The organism is Vreelandella piezotolerans (assembly GCF_012427705.1).
In the GTDB taxonomy this organism is placed as follows: Bacteria; Pseudomonadota; Gammaproteobacteria; order Pseudomonadales; family Halomonadaceae; genus Vreelandella; species Vreelandella piezotolerans.
The window spans coordinates 3,545,302-3,561,923 of sequence record NZ_CP048602.1 but is presented as its reverse complement, the minus strand read 5'-3'; the positions used below and the strand labels follow the sequence as shown (position 1 = coordinate 3,561,923).

The 16,622-nt window shown below is 59.0% G+C and carries 17 protein-coding genes; 13 read left to right on the top strand and 4 right to left on the bottom strand.

All coding sequences use genetic code 11. From position 1 onward, the window contains the following. Window positions 1-437: 437 nt before the first annotated feature. The 10 genes from catA to GYM47_RS16275 all read left to right on the top strand — a co-directional run bounded on the left by catA (window position 438) and on the right by GYM47_RS16275 (window position 10,255). Window positions 438-1,412 carry a catechol 1,2-dioxygenase gene (catA, locus tag GYM47_RS16320; protein ID WP_139525923.1) on the top strand — a complete coding sequence of 325 codons (975 nt, stop codon included), beginning with the start codon at window positions 438-440 and terminating at the stop codon, window positions 1,410-1,412. A gap of 82 nt (window positions 1,413-1,494) precedes the next feature. After that, a complete protein-coding gene (locus GYM47_RS16315) occupies window positions 1,495-2,862 on the top strand; it encodes a Rieske 2Fe-2S domain-containing protein (RefSeq protein WP_139525922.1) in 1,368 nt (455 codons plus the stop codon). A gap of 32 nt (window positions 2,863-2,894) precedes the next feature. Continuing rightward, entirely contained in the window at window positions 2,895-3,383 is a 489-nt protein-coding gene (benB, locus tag GYM47_RS16310) for a benzoate 1,2-dioxygenase small subunit (protein ID WP_096921910.1), read from the top strand. A 101-nt stretch (window positions 3,384-3,484) separates the two neighbouring features. Continuing rightward, a complete protein-coding gene (locus GYM47_RS16305; protein ID WP_139526233.1) occupies window positions 3,485-4,657 on the top strand; it encodes an ABC transporter substrate-binding protein in 1,173 nt (390 codons plus the stop codon). Window positions 4,658-4,721: 64 nt separating this feature from the next. Next, window positions 4,722-5,582 (top strand): branched-chain amino acid ABC transporter permease, encoded by an 861-nt coding sequence (locus GYM47_RS16300; RefSeq protein WP_044630589.1) that lies wholly within the window; start codon window positions 4,722-4,724, stop codon window positions 5,580-5,582. Window positions 5,583-5,594: 12 nt separating this feature from the next. Continuing rightward, the gene (locus tag GYM47_RS16295; protein WP_231125581.1) at window positions 5,595-6,650 is read left to right on the top strand and encodes a branched-chain amino acid ABC transporter permease; all 1,056 of its coding nucleotides are present in this window, start codon (window positions 5,595-5,597) and stop codon (window positions 6,648-6,650) included. A gap of 2 nt (window positions 6,651-6,652) precedes the next feature. Next, window positions 6,653-7,420, top strand: coding sequence for an ABC transporter ATP-binding protein (locus GYM47_RS16290; RefSeq protein WP_139525921.1), 768 nt, complete (start codon window positions 6,653-6,655; stop codon window positions 7,418-7,420). Further along, complete coding sequence (locus GYM47_RS16285) at window positions 7,417-8,148, top strand: ABC transporter ATP-binding protein (RefSeq protein ID WP_153842923.1); 732 nt, start codon at window positions 7,417-7,419, stop codon at window positions 8,146-8,148. Before GYM47_RS16290 ends, GYM47_RS16285 begins: the two co-directional genes overlap by 4 nt. 78 nt (window positions 8,149-8,226) lie before the next feature. Next, window positions 8,227-9,414 carry a benzoate/H(+) symporter BenE family transporter gene (locus GYM47_RS16280; RefSeq protein WP_139525919.1) on the top strand — a complete coding sequence of 396 codons (1,188 nt, stop codon included), beginning with the start codon at window positions 8,227-8,229 and terminating at the stop codon, window positions 9,412-9,414. A 34-nt stretch (window positions 9,415-9,448) separates the two neighbouring features. Further along, a complete protein-coding gene (locus GYM47_RS16275) occupies window positions 9,449-10,255 on the top strand; it encodes a universal stress protein (protein WP_139525918.1) in 807 nt (268 codons plus the stop codon). Between the two features lie 20 nt (window positions 10,256-10,275). Here GYM47_RS16275 and GYM47_RS16270 read toward each other — a convergent pair whose 3' ends face one another. Beyond that, window positions 10,276-11,178: a LysR family transcriptional regulator gene (locus GYM47_RS16270; protein WP_096921917.1), complete on the bottom strand. Its 903-nt coding sequence runs from the start codon at window positions 11,176-11,178 to the stop codon at window positions 10,276-10,278. Window positions 11,179-11,352: 174 nt separating this feature from the next. Here GYM47_RS16270 and GYM47_RS16265 point away from each other — a divergent pair, with 174 nt between their 5' ends. Further along, on the top strand, window positions 11,353-11,793 hold the full coding sequence (locus GYM47_RS16265; RefSeq protein ID WP_139525917.1) for a universal stress protein: 441 nt from the start codon (window positions 11,353-11,355) through the stop codon (window positions 11,791-11,793). Between the two features lie 128 nt (window positions 11,794-11,921). Here the strand turns inward: GYM47_RS16265 and GYM47_RS16260 are convergent, their stop codons facing one another. Genes GYM47_RS16260 through GYM47_RS16250 form a run of 3 tightly spaced genes read right to left on the bottom strand, consistent with a single transcriptional unit; the run spans window position 11,922 to window position 15,039 of the window. Then, window positions 11,922-12,965 (bottom strand): ABC transporter substrate-binding protein, encoded by a 1,044-nt coding sequence (locus tag GYM47_RS16260; RefSeq protein WP_139525916.1) that lies wholly within the window; start codon window positions 12,963-12,965, stop codon window positions 11,922-11,924. After that, window positions 12,965-14,374, bottom strand: coding sequence for a sensor histidine kinase (locus GYM47_RS16255; protein ID WP_139525915.1), 1,410 nt, complete (start codon window positions 14,372-14,374; stop codon window positions 12,965-12,967). The genes GYM47_RS16260 and GYM47_RS16255 overlap by 1 nt, the downstream gene beginning before the upstream one ends. Beyond that, window positions 14,371-15,039, bottom strand: coding sequence for a response regulator (locus GYM47_RS16250; RefSeq protein WP_139525914.1), 669 nt, complete (start codon window positions 15,037-15,039; stop codon window positions 14,371-14,373). The genes GYM47_RS16255 and GYM47_RS16250 overlap by 4 nt, the downstream gene beginning before the upstream one ends. Window positions 15,040-15,178: 139 nt before the next feature. Between GYM47_RS16250 and GYM47_RS16245 the strand changes: the two genes are divergently transcribed. Then, on the top strand, window positions 15,179-16,171 hold the full coding sequence (locus tag GYM47_RS16245; protein ID WP_139525913.1) for a Bug family tripartite tricarboxylate transporter substrate binding protein: 993 nt from the start codon (window positions 15,179-15,181) through the stop codon (window positions 16,169-16,171). Further along, window positions 16,168-16,617 carry a tripartite tricarboxylate transporter TctB family protein gene (locus GYM47_RS16240; RefSeq protein WP_139525912.1) on the top strand — a complete coding sequence of 150 codons (450 nt, stop codon included), beginning with the start codon at window positions 16,168-16,170 and terminating at the stop codon, window positions 16,615-16,617. Before GYM47_RS16245 ends, GYM47_RS16240 begins: the two co-directional genes overlap by 4 nt. Window positions 16,618-16,622 lie beyond the last annotated feature (5 nt).

Genomic DNA, 16,622 nt, shown 5'->3' with positions numbered 1-16,622 from the left:
TCTATGGATGCCCGTTGAGACCTTTGTGCTTTGGTCGTATCCCACCCCGACTTTGGACAGAGTGTGTTGGCCGTTCCTAGCCCATCCTTACCTGCGCGACGGGATATACTCGATAATGCGTTGAGAGGTGGGTTTATTTGTTAGCTTGCTATCCTTGTGTTTGGTTTTTTATTAAATAAAAACAAAAGGTTGTGCTTTTCGTGTGATGTCCTGTGTGCGACCGCACAAAAAACGAACGCTGCTTGAGATACCTTCGAAGTATGGGTGAGAACTCAAACGATATTGGTCTGTTAATGGGTGTTTGTTCGATATTGTCGTGAAGAGTACAGAGACACAGTGTCCTCATGTCCTAAGTAGATACTCAATCACTTCATCGACAAACGTCCATTCGGTGATTGGGAGATAAATAACGATAAAACTAACAATAGGCTTTAACCATGACCGTAAAAATCTTCGACACGCCCGAGGTTCAAGACTTTCTCAACGCCGTGGCCGGCCTGGATCAGGCAGGCGGCAATGACCGCGCCAAGCAGATCGTGCATCGGTTGGTAGGTGACCTGTTCAAACTGATCGACGACTTCGATGTCACCGAAGAAGAGTATTGGGCCGCCGTGAACCTGCTCAACGCGCTGGGTAGCCAGACCCAGTTCGGCCTGCTCTCGCCGGGGCTGGGGTTCGACCACTTCCTCGACATGCGCCACGACGCCATCGACGCCGAAGCCAAGCGCACCGGCGGCACCCCGCGCACCATTGAAGGCCCGCTCTACGTGGCCGGCGCCCCGGAAGCTGACGGCTTCGCCCGGATGGACGACGGCAGCGATCCCGACGGCGAGACCATGTGGCTGACCGGCCAAGTGCGCGACGTGAACGGCCAGCCGATCCCCGGCGCCAAGGTCGAGATCTGGCACTGCAACTCCAAAGGCGGCTACTCGTTCTTCGACCCTTCCCAGGACGAGTACAACATGCGCCGCACGATCTATGCCGACCGCGACGGCCGCTACACCGCCCGCAGCATCGTCCCGTCGGGCTACGGTGTGCCCGAAGGCGCCCCCACGGACGTCGTGCTCAAATCGCTGGGCCGCCACGGCCAGCGTCCGGCGCACATTCACTACTTCGTCTCGGCCCCCGGCCATCAACACCTGACGACTCAGATCAACCTCGCCGGTGACCCCTACACCTTCGATGACTTCGCCTTTGCCACGCGCGAAGAGCTGGTGGTGCCCGCCGAGCGCATCGACGATCCCACCGAGATCGCCCAACGCGACCTGGACGGCCCCTTCGCCCATGTGGTGTTCGATGTCGAGTTAGCGCCCACCGACGCCGCCGAGCTGCAGGTACGCCACGCCCGCCCCCGCGCCAAGGAAGACGAGCAGGATCTGGCCAGTCAACTGGCCGGAACGGCCAAGGTATAACCCCCCCTGTTCAAGAGGCGGACCTTCCCCTTGGCCCGCCTTGACGCCCTAACAGCGTGACATCCTAACGAGGAGAGCGATCATGACCACACAGCTTGATCAACTCGAAGCCCGCGTGCGCGGAGCGGTACAAGACGACCCGGATCACGGCATTTTCCGCTGCCACCGCAGCATGTTCACCGACCCCGCCTTTTTCGAACTGGAGATGAAGCACATCTTCGAAGGCAACTGGGTCTTTCTGGCCCACGAGAGCCAAGTGGCCGAGCCGGGCGACTACTTCACCACCACCGTTGGCCGTCAGCCGATCGTCATCACCCGCGACAAGCAGGGCGAACTGCACGGCCTGATCAACGCCTGCGCCCACCGCGGTGCCACCCTATGCCGCCGCAAGCGCGGCAACAAAGGCACCTTCACTTGCCCGTTCCACGGCTGGACCTTCAAAAACGACGGCCAGCTGCTCAAAGCCAAAAACGAAAAGACTGGCGCCTACCCCGACCAGTTCAAGCAAGACGGCTCCCACAACCTCAAGCGCCTACCGCGCTTCGAGAACTACAAAGGCTTCCTGTTCGGCAGCCTCAGCGACGACGTGCTGCCCCTCGAGCAGCACCTGGGCGAAACCACCAAGGTCATCGACAACATCGTCGACCAAGCCCCCGAGGGTCTGGAAGTGCTGCGTGGCACCTCCTCCTACACCTACACCGGCAACTGGAAACTGCAGGCCGAAAACGGCGCCGACGGCTATCACGTCAGCTCCGTGCACTGGAACTACGCCTCCACCATGGAGCGCCGCAATTACGACGCCGGTGGTACCAAGGCGGTGGACGCCGACGGCTGGTCGAAGAGTAAAGGCGGCTTCTACTCCTACGAAAACGGCCACATGATGCTCTGGACCCGGCTACTCAACCCCGAGGTGCGCCCGGTCTACCAAGAAAAAGAGTGGATCCAAGAGCAGCTAGGCGAGGCGCGTGCCGACGCCATCGTCAACCAGACGCGCAACCTCTGCCTCTACCCCAACGTCTACCTGATGGACCAGTTCTCCACACAGATCCGCGTGCTGCGCCCCATCGACGTCAACAGAACCGAAGTTACGATCTACTGCTTCGCCCCCAAAGGCGAGTCGGCCGAAAACCGTCGCGTACGTATCCGCCAATACGAAGACTTCTTCAACGTCTCCGGCATGGGCACGCCGGACGACCTCGAAGAGTTCCGCGCCTGCCAAGAAGGCTACAACGGCGCGTTGGCCGAATGGAACGACCTCTCCCGCGGCGCCCAACAATGGATCGAAGGGGCTGATGAGAACGCCCAGGCCATCGACATGAAACCGCTGCTCAGCGGCGCCTCCCCCGAAGACGAAGGGCTCTACGTGCTGCACCACCAACACTGGGTCAGCGAAATGCTGCGCGCCATCGACAAAGAGCGTCGCCAGTTCATCGCCACGGCGACCGCCTAAACGTCCGATGCCAGAAGAGAGGAGAGAACGCCATGAGCATCAGCTATCACGACATCCAAGCCTTTTTATACCGCGAAGCGCGCCTACTAGATGACCGCGAGTGGGACGAGTGGCTTGCGCTGTATCGTAAGGACGCCGAGTTCTGGATGCCCGCCTGGGACGACGATGATCAGCTCACCCGCGATCCGCACAGCGAGATCTCGTTGATCTACTACCCCAACCGCGAAGGGCTGGAAGATCGGGTCTACCGGATCAAGACCGAGCGCAGCGGGGCGAGCACGCCGGAGCCGCGCACCACGCACCAGGTGACCAACCTCGAAATCCTGTCGCAAGACGACCAGACGGCCGAGCTGCGGTTCAACTGGCACACGCTGAGCCACCGCTACAAGAAGACGGACAGCTTCTTCGGCACGAGCTTCTACACCCTGGACGTCTCGGGCGAGCGCCCGCTAATCACAAGAAAAGTCGTGCAGCTGAACAACGACTACATCCATCAAGTCATCGACGTGTATCACGTATAAGCCGCATCGATGAGACAGGGACGTCGCTGATCGTGTCTTCCATCAACGCGAAGCGCGATGGACATAACAATCTAAAACAACACAATCCTGGTGAATCCATAATGAAAAATGTCAAAAAGACCACTCTCGTTGCTGCTCTGGGTACCACTCTGACGCTGTCGGCCATGGGCCTTTCGGCGAATGAAGATCCCGTGAAACTGGGGCTGATGCTGCCTTATTCAGGCACCTATACAGCGCTGGGCGAAGCCATCACTAACGGCTTGAAGCTGGCCATCGAGCAGGAGGGGGGGCAGTTGGGCGGTCGCGACGTCGAGTACGTCGAGTTGGATTCCGAAGCCGATCCTTCCAAGGCTCCGCAAAACATGAGTCGTTTGGTCAACGGTGACAACGTGGATTTCGTGATAGGTCCGGTACACTCAGGCGTGGCGATGGGCATGCTGCGCGTGGCCAAACAAACCGGCGCCATTACGATCATTCCGAATGCAGGGCTTGGGGCGGCGACCAACGAACTGTGCATGCCGAACGTGTTTCGCACCTCCTTTAGTATGTGGCAAGACAGCTATCCCATGGGAAAAGTGGCCTACGAGCAAGGGCATAGAAACATCGTGACCATTACCTGGGACTATGCAGGGGGGAAAGAAGACCTGGAGGGCTTTGAAGAGGCCTTTACCGCCGAAGGCGGTGACATCGTCCAGCAAATTCTCGTGCCGTTTCCGAGCACCGAATTCCAGAGTTACCTGACGCAGATTGCCAGCCTTCAGCCGGATGCCGTGTACACCTTCTTCGCGGGGGGCGGTGGTGTCAGCTTCGTGAGGGATTACGCGGCGGCGGGGCTCAACGAGAGCATCCCGCTGCTGGGGTCCGGGTTCCTTACCGAAGGTAATCTAGCCGCCCTGGGCGATGCGGGTGAAGGCGTCATGACCACGCTTCATTACGCAGAGACGCTAGAAAACGACGCGAACCGCTCGTTCGTGGCCGCCTATGAAGACGCCTACGGAGAAGCGCCGGATACGTACGCGGTGCAAGGCTACGATACCGGCATGATGCTAGCCCAGGCGCTCAATGTACTCGGTGGAGACACGTCAGACCGCGATCGACTAATCGATGTCTTGGCAAATGTTCAGTTAGCTAGTCCGCGCGGTCCGATGAGCTTCTCGGATTCCCACCACCCCATCCAGAATGTCTACCTCCGCGAGATTCGTGACGGCAAGCACGAGGTCGTCAGCATTGCTGCCGAGAATCTAGAAGTGCCCGACGACGCCTGTCAGATGTAACGACACTTCGTACAGCTTGGGAGCGGGGCAATCCCGCTTCCCCTTTTATGCTCGGAGGGGTCTTATGGATCTCGCATTTTTTGGTGTCCAGCTGCTCAATGGGCTCCAGTATGGGTTGCTGCTGTTTTTGATAGCCAGTGGGTTAACGCTGATTTTTGGGATCATGGGCATCATCAATTTGGCCCATGGTGCCATGTACATGATCGGTGCCTATTTGGTGTATGACCTGACCATGCGTTTCGGCAACTTCTGGTTGGCCATCTTGGTTGCGATCCCCATCGCTATCGCACTCGGCCTGGTCATCGAGCGGCTGTTTCTCGACACGCTCTACAAGCGCGACCATCTCTATCAAGTGCTGCTGACCTTTGGGTTGATTTTAGTGCTCAACGAAGCCCAGCGAATCATCTGGGGCGGCGACGTGCATCGCGTGCCGGTACCTGCGCCGTTCGACGCCAGTATCCAACTCACCGACAACCTGCAGTATTCGGTCTATCGGCTCTTCGTCATGGGCGTTTGTCTGGTGTTGGCCGGCGTCATCTATGGCGTCATTCGCCATACCCGTCTGGGCATCATCATCCGGGCCGGTGCCGTGAATCGCGATATGGTGGAGGGGCTCGGTATCAATGTCCGTACGCTCTTCACACTGATTTTTAGCGTGGGTGTGGCGCTCACCGCCTTTGCCGGCATGATTGCCGCGCCGCTCACGTCGATTGCCCCCGGCATGGGTGACAGTATTTTGATCACCTGCTTCGTGGTCGTGGTCATCGGGGGGATTGGCTCCATCAAGGGTGCCTTTTGGGGGGCCATCATCATCGGTATGGCCACGACCTTCGGCGCTGTGCTCATTCCCAGTCTCGCCAGCATGGTGATCTACCTGATCATGGCAGCGGTTCTTTTGGTGAAACCGCGCGGTCTTTTCGCGTGAGGAGAACAAGCAATGTTACATAGATATCCCAAGCGCGTTGCCTACCTCATGTTGGTACTGACGGCGCTAGTGGCAACCTTTCCGCTGTGGGGCGAGGCGGTCTTCGGCAATCAGGCCAATTTCATGCTGGAGAAGCTGACCTTGATGCTGATTCTCGCGCTGTTTGCCATGAGCCTCGATTTGCTCGTGGGCATCGTGGGTCTGGTGAGCCTGGGGCACGCGCTCTTTTTCGGGTTAGGCGCCTATACGCTTGCCCTCGCCAGCCCTGACTTTAGCCCAGCCTCCATGTGGTGGATGCTGCCTCTGGTGATCGGCGTGTCGGCCTGTGTTGGGCTCATCGTCGGCCTCTTGGTCATTCGCACCAAAGGTATCTTCTTCATCATGACGACGCTGGCGTTCGGTCAGATGCTTTACTACTTCATTAGCACGTCTCAGTTCGCGGGGGGCACCGATGGTGTCTTCATCATGTTCCGCCCCAGCTTGGCCGTGGGCGATACCCTGCTAGTCGATTTGGATGACCCTTACAGTTTCTTCTACTTCTGCCTGGCAACGCTGTTGGCGGGGTACCTCTTTCTGCGCTGGCTGACCCGCTCCTACTTCGGTCAGGTGCTGGACGGCATTCATGATAACGAGCACCGCATGCAGGCCCTGGGCTATGCCACCAGTGGTTACAAGCTGATCGCTTTCGTGATTGCCGGGGTGATGGCTTCGATTGCCGGCATGCTGGCGGCGATGCAGTACGGCTTCGCCAATCCAGCCCAGCTCGGCTGGCACACGTCCGGCGAGGTACTGATGATGCTGATTCTGGGCGGCATAGGCACCATCTTTGGCCCCATTCTAGGTGCCTTCGCGTATGAAATACTGCTGTTCGTCTATGAGCATGCCACGACACATTGGCCCATTTTGATGGGGCTGACCATCATCGTGGCAGTGTTGGTGCTGCCGCGCGGTGTGGCAGGCCTGATGATCGCGCCTCCCTGGGCACGCAAACGCCGCACGACAGCCAATGACGCGCCGGAAAAGGCGACCGTCTCCGCCCAGCCCGTGACACAGAGTAAGGTGGACTAGCCATGAGTGATGACATCGTATTAGCCACCCAGGGCTTGACGCGTCGTTTTGGTGGCCTCGTTGCCGTCAATGACGTGGACTTTGATGTGAAAGCCCACGAAATACATGCAATTTTGGGCCCCAACGGCGCCGGCAAAAGCACCTTGATCAATTTGCTCTCCGGTGAGATCCCCCCGTCGGAAGGCCAGGTGCTCTATCGACAAAAAGCGATTCAAGGCAAAAGTGCTCGCCAAATTGCACGCTTGGGCATTGGGCGCAGCCATCAGAAAACCAATATTTTTCCACGCCTTAGCTGCTTGCAGAATTGTGAGCTAGCGGCACGCATCCATATGGGCGGCGTGTTGGGCAGCTGGCGTTCCCGTCACACGGCGCAGCAGGTGAGCGAGCGCGCCCAAGAGGTGCTGGAAACCTGTCAGCTGAACCACCGGGCGCACACGACCGCCTCGGACATGAGTTACGGCGAGCAGCGCCAGCTTCAGATCGCCATGGTGCTGGCTACGGCACCCTCCTTGATGCTGCTGGACGAACCGATGGCCGGCATGGGGCGTGAAGAGACGGCGCAGGTCACGGAGCTGCTCGCCAGTTTGACCGACCGCTACACCCTAGTGTTGATCGAGCACGATATGGATTCGGTTTTCCGCTTGGCCAATCGCATCACGGTCATGGTCGATGGCTGTGTCCTAGAAAGCGGCCCGACGGAGCAGATACGTACCAGCGACAAGGTGCGCGATGTCTACTTGGGACGTCACGACGAAGGAGTAACCGCATGACCACAGACGCAACCGTGACTCCCCTCATCGAAGCCCGCGGGCTGCACGCCTACTATGGCGAAAGCCATGTGTTGCACGGCGTCGATGTGACCCTAATGCCCGGAGAGACGCTCAGTTTGTTAGGGCGTAACGGCATGGGAAAAACCACCACGTTGAAGTCGATCCTCGGTTTTGTGCCACCACGCCGTGGGGACGTTTATATCAAGGGCGTGTCGACCGCGAAACGACGCCCATGGCAGTTGATGCGTCAGGGAATCGGCTACGTACCCGAAGGGCGTGGCATCTTTCCTGGGATCAGCGTGCGTGAGCATCTCATTATGGCGGCGCGCCCCAATGAGCGGGGAGAGACCCCCTGGACCATGGAACGCGTGCTGGACACGTTTCCGCGCCTGGGGCAACGCATGAACCATGATGGCGCGCTGCTGTCGGGCGGGGAGCAGCAGATGCTCTCGATTGGTCGAGCGCTGACGACGAACCCCGATCTGATGATCCTCGATGAAGCCACCGAAGGCTTGGCGCCGCTGATACGCGATGAAATCTGGAACATCATTCGCACTATCAAGGCCACGGGCATCTCGACGATCATCGTCGATAAAAACATCGATAACCTGCTGGAAGTGGCTGAGAAGCACTTGCTGTTAGTGAAAGGGGAAGTGAAGTACAGCGGTGATTCACAGGGGCTCAGGAATAACCCAGGACTGTTGGAAACGCACCTGGGCGTTGCGTAATGGAAGGCCTGGCCGAGCTCTCTTTGCCAGGCCATTACACAGGGTAGTGACCCTTAATCGCGTTGGGATACTGTGGGTATGCAATTACACAAAGACTGGTCGGTGTCTGCGATCACCGCAGGCTTCGTGGCCGTGCTGGTCTCGTACTCTGGACCGCTGGCCATCTTTTTTCAGGCCGCTCAGAGTGCTGACATCTCGAGCACGATGATGACCTCCTGGGTCTGGGCCATCTCCATGGGGGCCGCCATCTCGGGGATTTTGCTGAGCATGTGGTTGAAGGTGCCGGTGGTGACCGCGTGGTCGGCGCCGGGAACCGCCCTGTTGGTGACGCTTTTTCCAGAGCTGTCGCTCAACGAAGCGGTGGGCGCTTACCTGACGGCCGCCATCCTGTTATTCGTGATCGGCATCACCGGATCGTTCGATCGTATCATCCAGCTGATTCCTCCCGGCATTGCCAGTGCCATGATGGCCGGCATCTTGTTCCAATTCGGCGTCGGCATCTTCGAGTCGTTGCGCAATGTGCCGACGTTGGTGATTGGAATGATGATCGCTTATCTGGTTTTCAAACGTCTGACGCCGCGCTACAGCTTGATTTGCCTATTGTTGGTCGGTGTCGTGTTGGCGGTTCTCTTGGAGGGAGCCAGCCTCGAGGGTGTCGGCGTTCAGTTGGCGCAGCCGCAGTTCATCCAGCCCGATTGGACATGGAAGGCGACCTTGAGCTTGGCGATACCGCTGGTACTCGTCAGCCTGACGGGCCAGTTCCTACCGGGCATGGCGATATTGCGTACCTCGGGCTACACGACGCCTGCCAAGCCCATTGTCACGGTGGCCAGCGTAACGTCGCTGCTGACAGCCTTTTTTGGCGGCATCACGACGGTGATCGCGGCCATTACCGCCGCAATCTGCACCAGCAAAGAAGCGCATGAAGATCCGGACAAGCGCTACGTTGCCGGCGTGGCCAACGGTGTGTTCTATCTCGTGGGCGGTCTGTTTGCAGGCACCATCGTGGCGCTATTTACTTCGCTGCCGAATGCCTTCGTGGCGGTACTGGCGGGACTGGCGTTGATGGGGGCGATAAGCAGCAACATCAGCGCGTTCGCCGCCGAGAAGAGCCACTTGGAAGCCTCGGTGTTGACCTTCGTCGCCACGGCATCCGGGGTGAGCTTTTTGGGGCTCGGGTCGGCTTTCTGGGGCGTGGTCGTTGGCGGACTGGCGTACAACCTACTGCACCGGCGCTTTGCGCCACTGAACAATGACACGCAATAACAACAAAGGCGGCTGACACCGTCACTGGAGAGGAATGATGAAGACGATCGTCGTGGCTATTGATGACAGTGAAGGAGCGGTGACCTCCATCGAATTTGGTCGACGCCTCGCGTCGCAGCTGGGCGTAGAGATGAAGGCCGTCTCCGTGGTGCTCGAACAAGCAGACGTCAGTTCACGTTCGGCGCTGCTAAAAGCACGCCTCAAGGCGCAACGTGTCGACGATATGGCGCTGGAAGTGATTGCTCATCACAGCGTCAAGGACTACCTGGGAGCGCTGGCCAATCGGGAGGAGGTGGGGGTATGCATGATGGCTCATGGACGTCGCCCGGTGCCGGAAATGCTGATCGGAAGCGTGACGGCTGGCGTGGTTCGGCGTTCTCGACGGCCCGTTTTTTTATGCGGACCACGTTATAGTGGTCGCGCTCACCAGCACGTCGATGTATTGGCGGTATGTGTCGATGGGTCTGCACTCTCTGAAAAAATGCTGCCCCATGCGGCCGAACTAGCCAAACGATTAGGCGCGCGCTTACAGCTGCTACAAGTACTCGATACCCCAACGTTCAACAAACCGACATCGTTGGCCCCCGCCGATGTCTCGGAGTCGGCGTATTTATCGGGGTTGGCGCGCCGCGTTGGAAAAGACCAAGCACTGGAGGTTGACTGGGAGGTGCTTCATGGCGACCCAGCGGCGTCTATCGTGAGCTACCTAGCAGATAGTCACCATACCATGCTGGCGATGACGACCCATGGCCGCAGCGGCCTTTCTCAGGTAGTGGCAGGCAGCGTCAGTCACGAGGTCGTTCATGAAGCGCCGTGCCCGGTCGTCGTGCTCCGTCCCTAGTGCGATCGATGCGTGTGAGGCTACGGATACCGTCCCGAGCGTCGGTTATCGACTAGCACATCCAAAATGGCATTGGCCGTTTGCATGACGTGAGATGGCTTTTCACCACGGCGACGGCTACAGATAACGGGGGAAGTGATACTGCTATCCGCTAAATAGACATAGGTGATGCCATCTCGCTGCACACGCTTGACTTGTTCCGGTACGAGCGTGATGCCAATGCCAGAAGCGACGAGGCTGAGTGCCGTTTGCACCTCGTTCGCTTCTTGAAAGACCTGAACCTTCAAGCCTCGCCTACGAAAAATGCCAAGTACCATGTCGGCTAAGCTCGGGCGTGGTTTGGCGGGAAAGAGAATGAGGGGGTAGCGGGCAAGCTCTTCACAGCTGGGGGTCGTTCCTTCGAGCGGGTGGCCGCTGGGTAACGCCGCGATAATGGGCTCCTCGAAAAGAATGTCCTGCTCCACATCGGGGTCGTCGATTCTGATACGGCCAAACCCCATATCGATCCGCCCGGCTTTCAAAGCCTGAATTTGCTGCACCGTCGTCAGCTCCGCTAACGATAGCTCGACATTGTCCATTTGTCTTAAATCACGCACGAGCGTGGGCAACTGCCCATAGAAAACCGAAGGCACAAAGCCAATCCCAAATAGCTGACGTTTATGGCGCGCCATATGGCGAGTAGCCTCCACCGTAACATCGACTTTTTCTAATATTTGTATGGCGTGTTGTTGAAAGAAAATGCCTGATGGGGTGAGCTGTAGGCCTCGTGAACTGCGCTCGAACAGTTCCGTGCCTACCTCTTGCTCCAACTGCTTGATCTGACGAGAAAGCGGAGGTTGCGACATATGGAGCCGCTCTGCGGCAGACGTGAAGTTTAGCTCTTCGGCAACCACGCAGAAGTATCTAAGATGGCGTAGCTCCATTATACCTCCTGGGTATGGCTTTCTGTCCGAAAGATATTGGAGAAATGCCAATGGAAATGGCATTTTCTAGCTATAATTAATCTTTCTGGCAGAGCGCTCAAAATACCTAAAAAGTATAAGCTATCAGTTTTGCTGAAGGATATTTCTCATACTTTAGTCAATGTCGGAGATGTTATGTATACCAAGATTTTGGTGCCTATCGATGGTTCTGTACACTCACAGCATGCGCTGTCCGTGGCGTGCAAATTGTCAGAGCAAAACAGTACGAAGGTTTACGTGCTGCATATTCCTGAGGTGGTTGGTAACACTACCAAGCTGATCTGGGGTGTCGGCGTGCTTGCAAGTGATGCAACGTCCGAACACTTGGCGTCAGCGGGCGAGGCACTGCTTGAAGAAGCCGAAACGTTTGCTAAAGCGAAAGGCATCCGCAATATCGAGACAATGATCGAACAAGGCAGGCCTGTCGATATCATATTGGAAGTATCAAGGCGCGAAGGCGTCGACGTGATCGTGATGGGTAGTCGCGGACTCAGTGATTTAGGCGGTATGGTCGCGGGAAGCGTATCGCATAAGGTAGGGCACTTGGCACAATGTGGCGTTATTACAGTTAGTTGAGTTGTCCGTCTGGCGCCCAACGAACCCATGGGCCGATGTCAGGTATTCAGAGAACTTTTTTATTTACCTCAAAATATGACCCGCCTTGAGTACCACCATAGCGGACGCTGGGCTTCCATTAGCAGTCATCACTGATCCCCCTCACGCCAAGAGCGGTCGAACTCACGCGCCCAGCGCGCCATGAACGCTTGGCGGCGTTGGGGATCGACGAAAGCCAGCACCGAGGCGTTGAGCGGAATGGGGTAGAGGCGGTCGCCGACTTGGTCGCGAAGGCGCTGCGCCGTATAGGGTCCTATGATGTCGGGGCGGACGCTGAACAGCGGGGTTTGTGCTGCGAGCACCCGCTGGCCATCACGGCTGAGCAGAAAGTTCATGAAGGCTTGGGCGGCGCGAGGGTTGGGCGCATCACGGTGGATGAAGCCGGTGCGCATTACCACCAAGGCGTAATCCTGGGGAACCTGAACGATCACTTCGGGATGCTCTTGGGCCCACACCATGGCGTAGGAACCCAGCAGGTTATAGCCCAGCCAGTAGCGTCCTTCCGATAGCCCTTCGAGCATCGTTCGGGTATTGGGAGCGAGGTGCGCATCGTTTGCGCCAAGCGCGGTGACCAGGTCCCAAAATCGCTCGGTATAGCGCGCATCTTGCTGAAAGAGCGTGTAGCCGATCCCGCTCTCGGACGGCGAATAGGTGGTGACCCTGCCTTGCAACGTATCGCGCTGGGTCTCCAGTAGGCGCTGTAAATCCGCATGGGTGTGCGGCGGCAGCATATGGCGCGCTAGATCGAGCCGGTAGGCCATGACGATCGGCTCGAAGGTAAACCCAAACACCTCATTACGCCATTTCGCCCATTCGGGCCACTCGTTGGCCAGCTCGGAGTCCAGCCGTTGGGCGTAGCCTTGATTGATGCGGTTCATCTGCCAAGGCATGGCGGAGCTGATCACCACATCGGGCGGCGGGTCGGCCGCCACGACTAAGCGGTCCACTTCCAAGGTGCTCCTGTCACGGTAGCTCAGCTCGATGCCCGGGTGGGCCTGCTCGAAAGTGGCCAGCAGCGGTGCGACCACCTGCCGATCCAAGGCGGCTTCGACCACGAGTGGCGTGACGGCCAGGCTGGGCAAGGACGCGAGCGAGCCCCCTATCAGTAACGCCACTACCCATACACGCTGCATCACGCTAGCTCCTCTAACGGTTGAACTGACGGTTGAAAGTGCACCTCGATGCGTAGCCCTTGGGGGAGGCGCTCTTTGATCTCGAGCGTGGCCGCGTGGCGCTGTGCAATGTTATCCACAATGGCAAGGCCCAATCCCGAGCCGTGAGTATCCTGGCGTCCGCCGCGCTCGAAGGGTTGCCGCAGTCGATGGCGAACCTCGGCGTCCACCCCAGGGCCATTGTCGTCGATGTACAGCACGAGCCCATCGTCGTTGGCGTAAAGGCCTAGCGTGATTTCGCTGCCCGGCGGCGTATAGCGCAGCGCGTTATCGATGAGATTACCCAGCAGTTCGCGCAGCGCCCAGGCTTGCCCCTGCACGACCATCGGCTCACTAGGCAGCTCTGCGAGCCCAAGATCATGCTGAGCCGCCATGTCGCGCTGGGCCCACTCGAGCACGCTGTCGCGGAGCAGCGCCCCCAGGTCGAGCGGCTGACTCTCTTCTGCCTCCTCCATGTGACGAAGTCGCGCCAGGCTGAGCAGCTGTCCGGCTAGACGGCTGGTACGCTGGGCACCCTCGTGGACATCGACAAGCGCCTGATACCACACGTCGGGAGCATGACTCTGCAGCGCCAGTTCGCTGGTGCTTTGTAGGCCGGCCAGCGGCGTTTTGAGCTGATGGCTGGCGTCGGCCGTAAAGCGGAGTAAATTGTCGCGACTCTTGCGCTGTCGGCTGAACAGAGTATCCAATGCCTCGACCATCTCGCGCAGCTCTTCCGGAACCTGCATATCGAGGGGGCGCATGTCGTCGGCCTGACGTTGGCGCAGACGATGGCGTAGCTGGCGCATCGGGGTTAGCGCCACGCGCATCGCCAGCAGCATCAAGAGAGCGGCCAGCAGCACCATGGCGACGAAGCGGAGGATCGCGCGCTCGAAGAGTTCATGGGTCAAGACGCGTCGACCTTCGGTCGTATGACCGACCCATATCTGTACCGGGTCCTGAATGTCCCAGCCAGCCGAGTCGTATTCACGCCCATGCAGCCGCCACCGCGTGCCAGCCTGGGTCGTGTCCCGCCAAATCGGGGCGTCCGCTGCCGCGGCCTGATCGGCCTCGGGAATGACGATGTCGAGGTTATACGAAATGCGTCGCCCATCGTGATCGAGCACGGTGTAGAAAACCCGCTCCTGATGGGCGGTGGCGAGAATCTGCAGCGCAGCGAGGGGAATGCTGACGACAGGGTCGCGGCCTTCCCACTGAATCGCATCGGCCACCGTCAGCGCGGCGGCGGCCAGCTGGCTATCGAAAGCGCGTTCGGCGGCACGCTGAGAGGCGCCATAGGCCTCCATCAAGAGCAGTGCCCCTAGCCCCGAGACCATGACCAGCAGCCAAATCGCCAAACGCGCCTTCAACGAACCTACGACCTGGGTCACGTCGGCGCTTCCTCGAGCCGATAGCCGAGGCCACGAAACGTGCGGATGTGCAAACCGCTGCCCTGAAGGCGCTTACGTAACCGGCTAACGTACACCTCCAGTGCATTAGAGCCGACATCACCAAAGCTGAACACGCGACTTTCCAGCATCTCCCGTGGGGCAATACTGCCAGCGTGCAGCAAGAGCCCTTCGAGCAGGCGTCGCTCGCGGCGGGGCAGGGCAAGCGTGACCCCGTCGAGTGTGGCCGTGCCCGCCATTGGGTCGAGGCACAGCGGTCCTAGCATCAGACGATTATCGCTGCGCTGCTGGCTGCGGCGCAGCAGTGCGCGTACGCGCGCTTCGAGCTCCGCCAATGAAAACGGCTTGGCCAGGTAGTCGTCGGCGCCTAGATCGAGCCCCTTGACGCGATCTTCGATGCCATCTCTGGCCGTCAGGATCAGTACGGGGGTTTTATCGCCACGTTCACGTAACTCGCTCAGCAGCTCTAGCCCGTTGCCATCGGGCAGGCCCAAATCGAGCAGCAGGAGATCGAAGCGGTCATGGCGGAGCGCCGCACGTGCATCCTTTAGCCGTGAGAAGGCGTCGACGCTATTGCCCAGCGGGGATAACGCGTGATCCAGCGAGCGGGCGATCATCGGATCGTCTTCGACGATGATTAGGCGCATATGACTAAAGTCTCAGGAGGTGATCAAGTAAATGACAGGTTGATGAAAGGTTGCCTGCCTAACATGGCGCTGGTCATTCCAGTATGAACGGGTTCGGGCCTTCCTGCTCCCGCGTACCATAAAACAATAGGAGTTCGTCATGAAGCTCAACGCTACGCTACGCCACACCTCTCGTCTCGCCCTGATGAGTAGTGCACTGCTGATGGGCCAGGCACACGCTCAAGCCATCCCCGACGCGACCGAGTGTATCGCGCCTGCCAAACCCGGCGGTGGATACGATTTGACGTGTCGCTTGGCGGCGAACGGCCTGCAAGAGACGGCCTTGATCAGTCGTCCCATGATGGTGAGCTACATGCCCGGCGGCATCGGGGCGGTGGCGTATAACCATGTCAACGGCGTGCGCACGGATGACCCCGGTCTTATCGTGGCGGCCAGCACCGGTGCGGCGGTGAACCTGGCGCTGGGCAAGTTTGGCGAGTACGACGCCGATGAAGTGCGCTGGCTAGGGGCCTTGGGCGTTGATTACGGCGCGATCGTCGTCAGCGCCGATGCGCCGTGGCAGAACCTTGGCGACCTCATGGCGGACCTGAAAGAGAACCCGAACGAGATTGCTTTCGGTGCCGGTGGCACCGTGGGTAGCCAGGACTGGATGAAGGCAGCGCTGATTGCGAAATCCGGCGACATGTCGCCCAGAGACCTGCGCTACGTGGCCTTCGAGGGCGGTGGTGAGGCGCTGGCCGCCTTGTTAGGTAACCATATTCAGGTGTTCACCGGTGACCTGTCCGAACTGAGGTCACAGCTCGAGGGCGGCACCATCCGCGTGTTGGCGGCGCTCTCCGAAGAGCGTATGGAAGGCCCCTATGCAGAGATTCCGACCGCTGCCGAACAGGGCTATGACGTGGAGTGGCCCATCTGGCGGGGGTACTACATGGGGCCAGAGGTCAGTGACGAAGCGTACCAGGCGTGGGTGGAGCGCATGCAGCAACTGGCGGAAGACCCGGTCTTCGCCGAGCTGCGTGAGGCGCGAGGTTTGTTCCCCATGGCGCGGTTCGGTGACGACTTCGATCGCTACGTCCAAGAGCAGGTCGCTGAGTTCCAAGGTTTAGCCGCAGAAGTAGGTCTGACCCAATGAGAATCGCCGCCGACCGAATGCTGGGTATTGCGCTCATCGGTCTGGCGGCGTTCATCGCCGTCCAGGCCATGCAGCTAAAAACCACCTTTAGCTACGAACCCGTGGGTCCCAAGGCCTTTCCGATCGTGCTCGCCATCGTGTTGGCACTGCTCGCCTTGGTCATGATCTTTAGGCCGGGCCCGAATGGGGAATGGCCCCATAAAACGTTGGCCCTTCGGCTACTCCTGGTACTGGCGCTGCTGTTGGCCTATGCCGTGCTGTTCACGCAACTGGGATTCATCGTCTCATCGCTACTGGCGGTCACGGCGCTGGCAAGGCTATTCGGTGCCTCTTGGGTGAAAGCACTGACGACCGGCGTCCTCATGGCGGTGGTCGGTTATTTTCTGTTCACTACGGCCCTCGGGATCAGCTTGCCCACCGGCTACTGGTTCGCCTCCTTTCTTTAACGGGT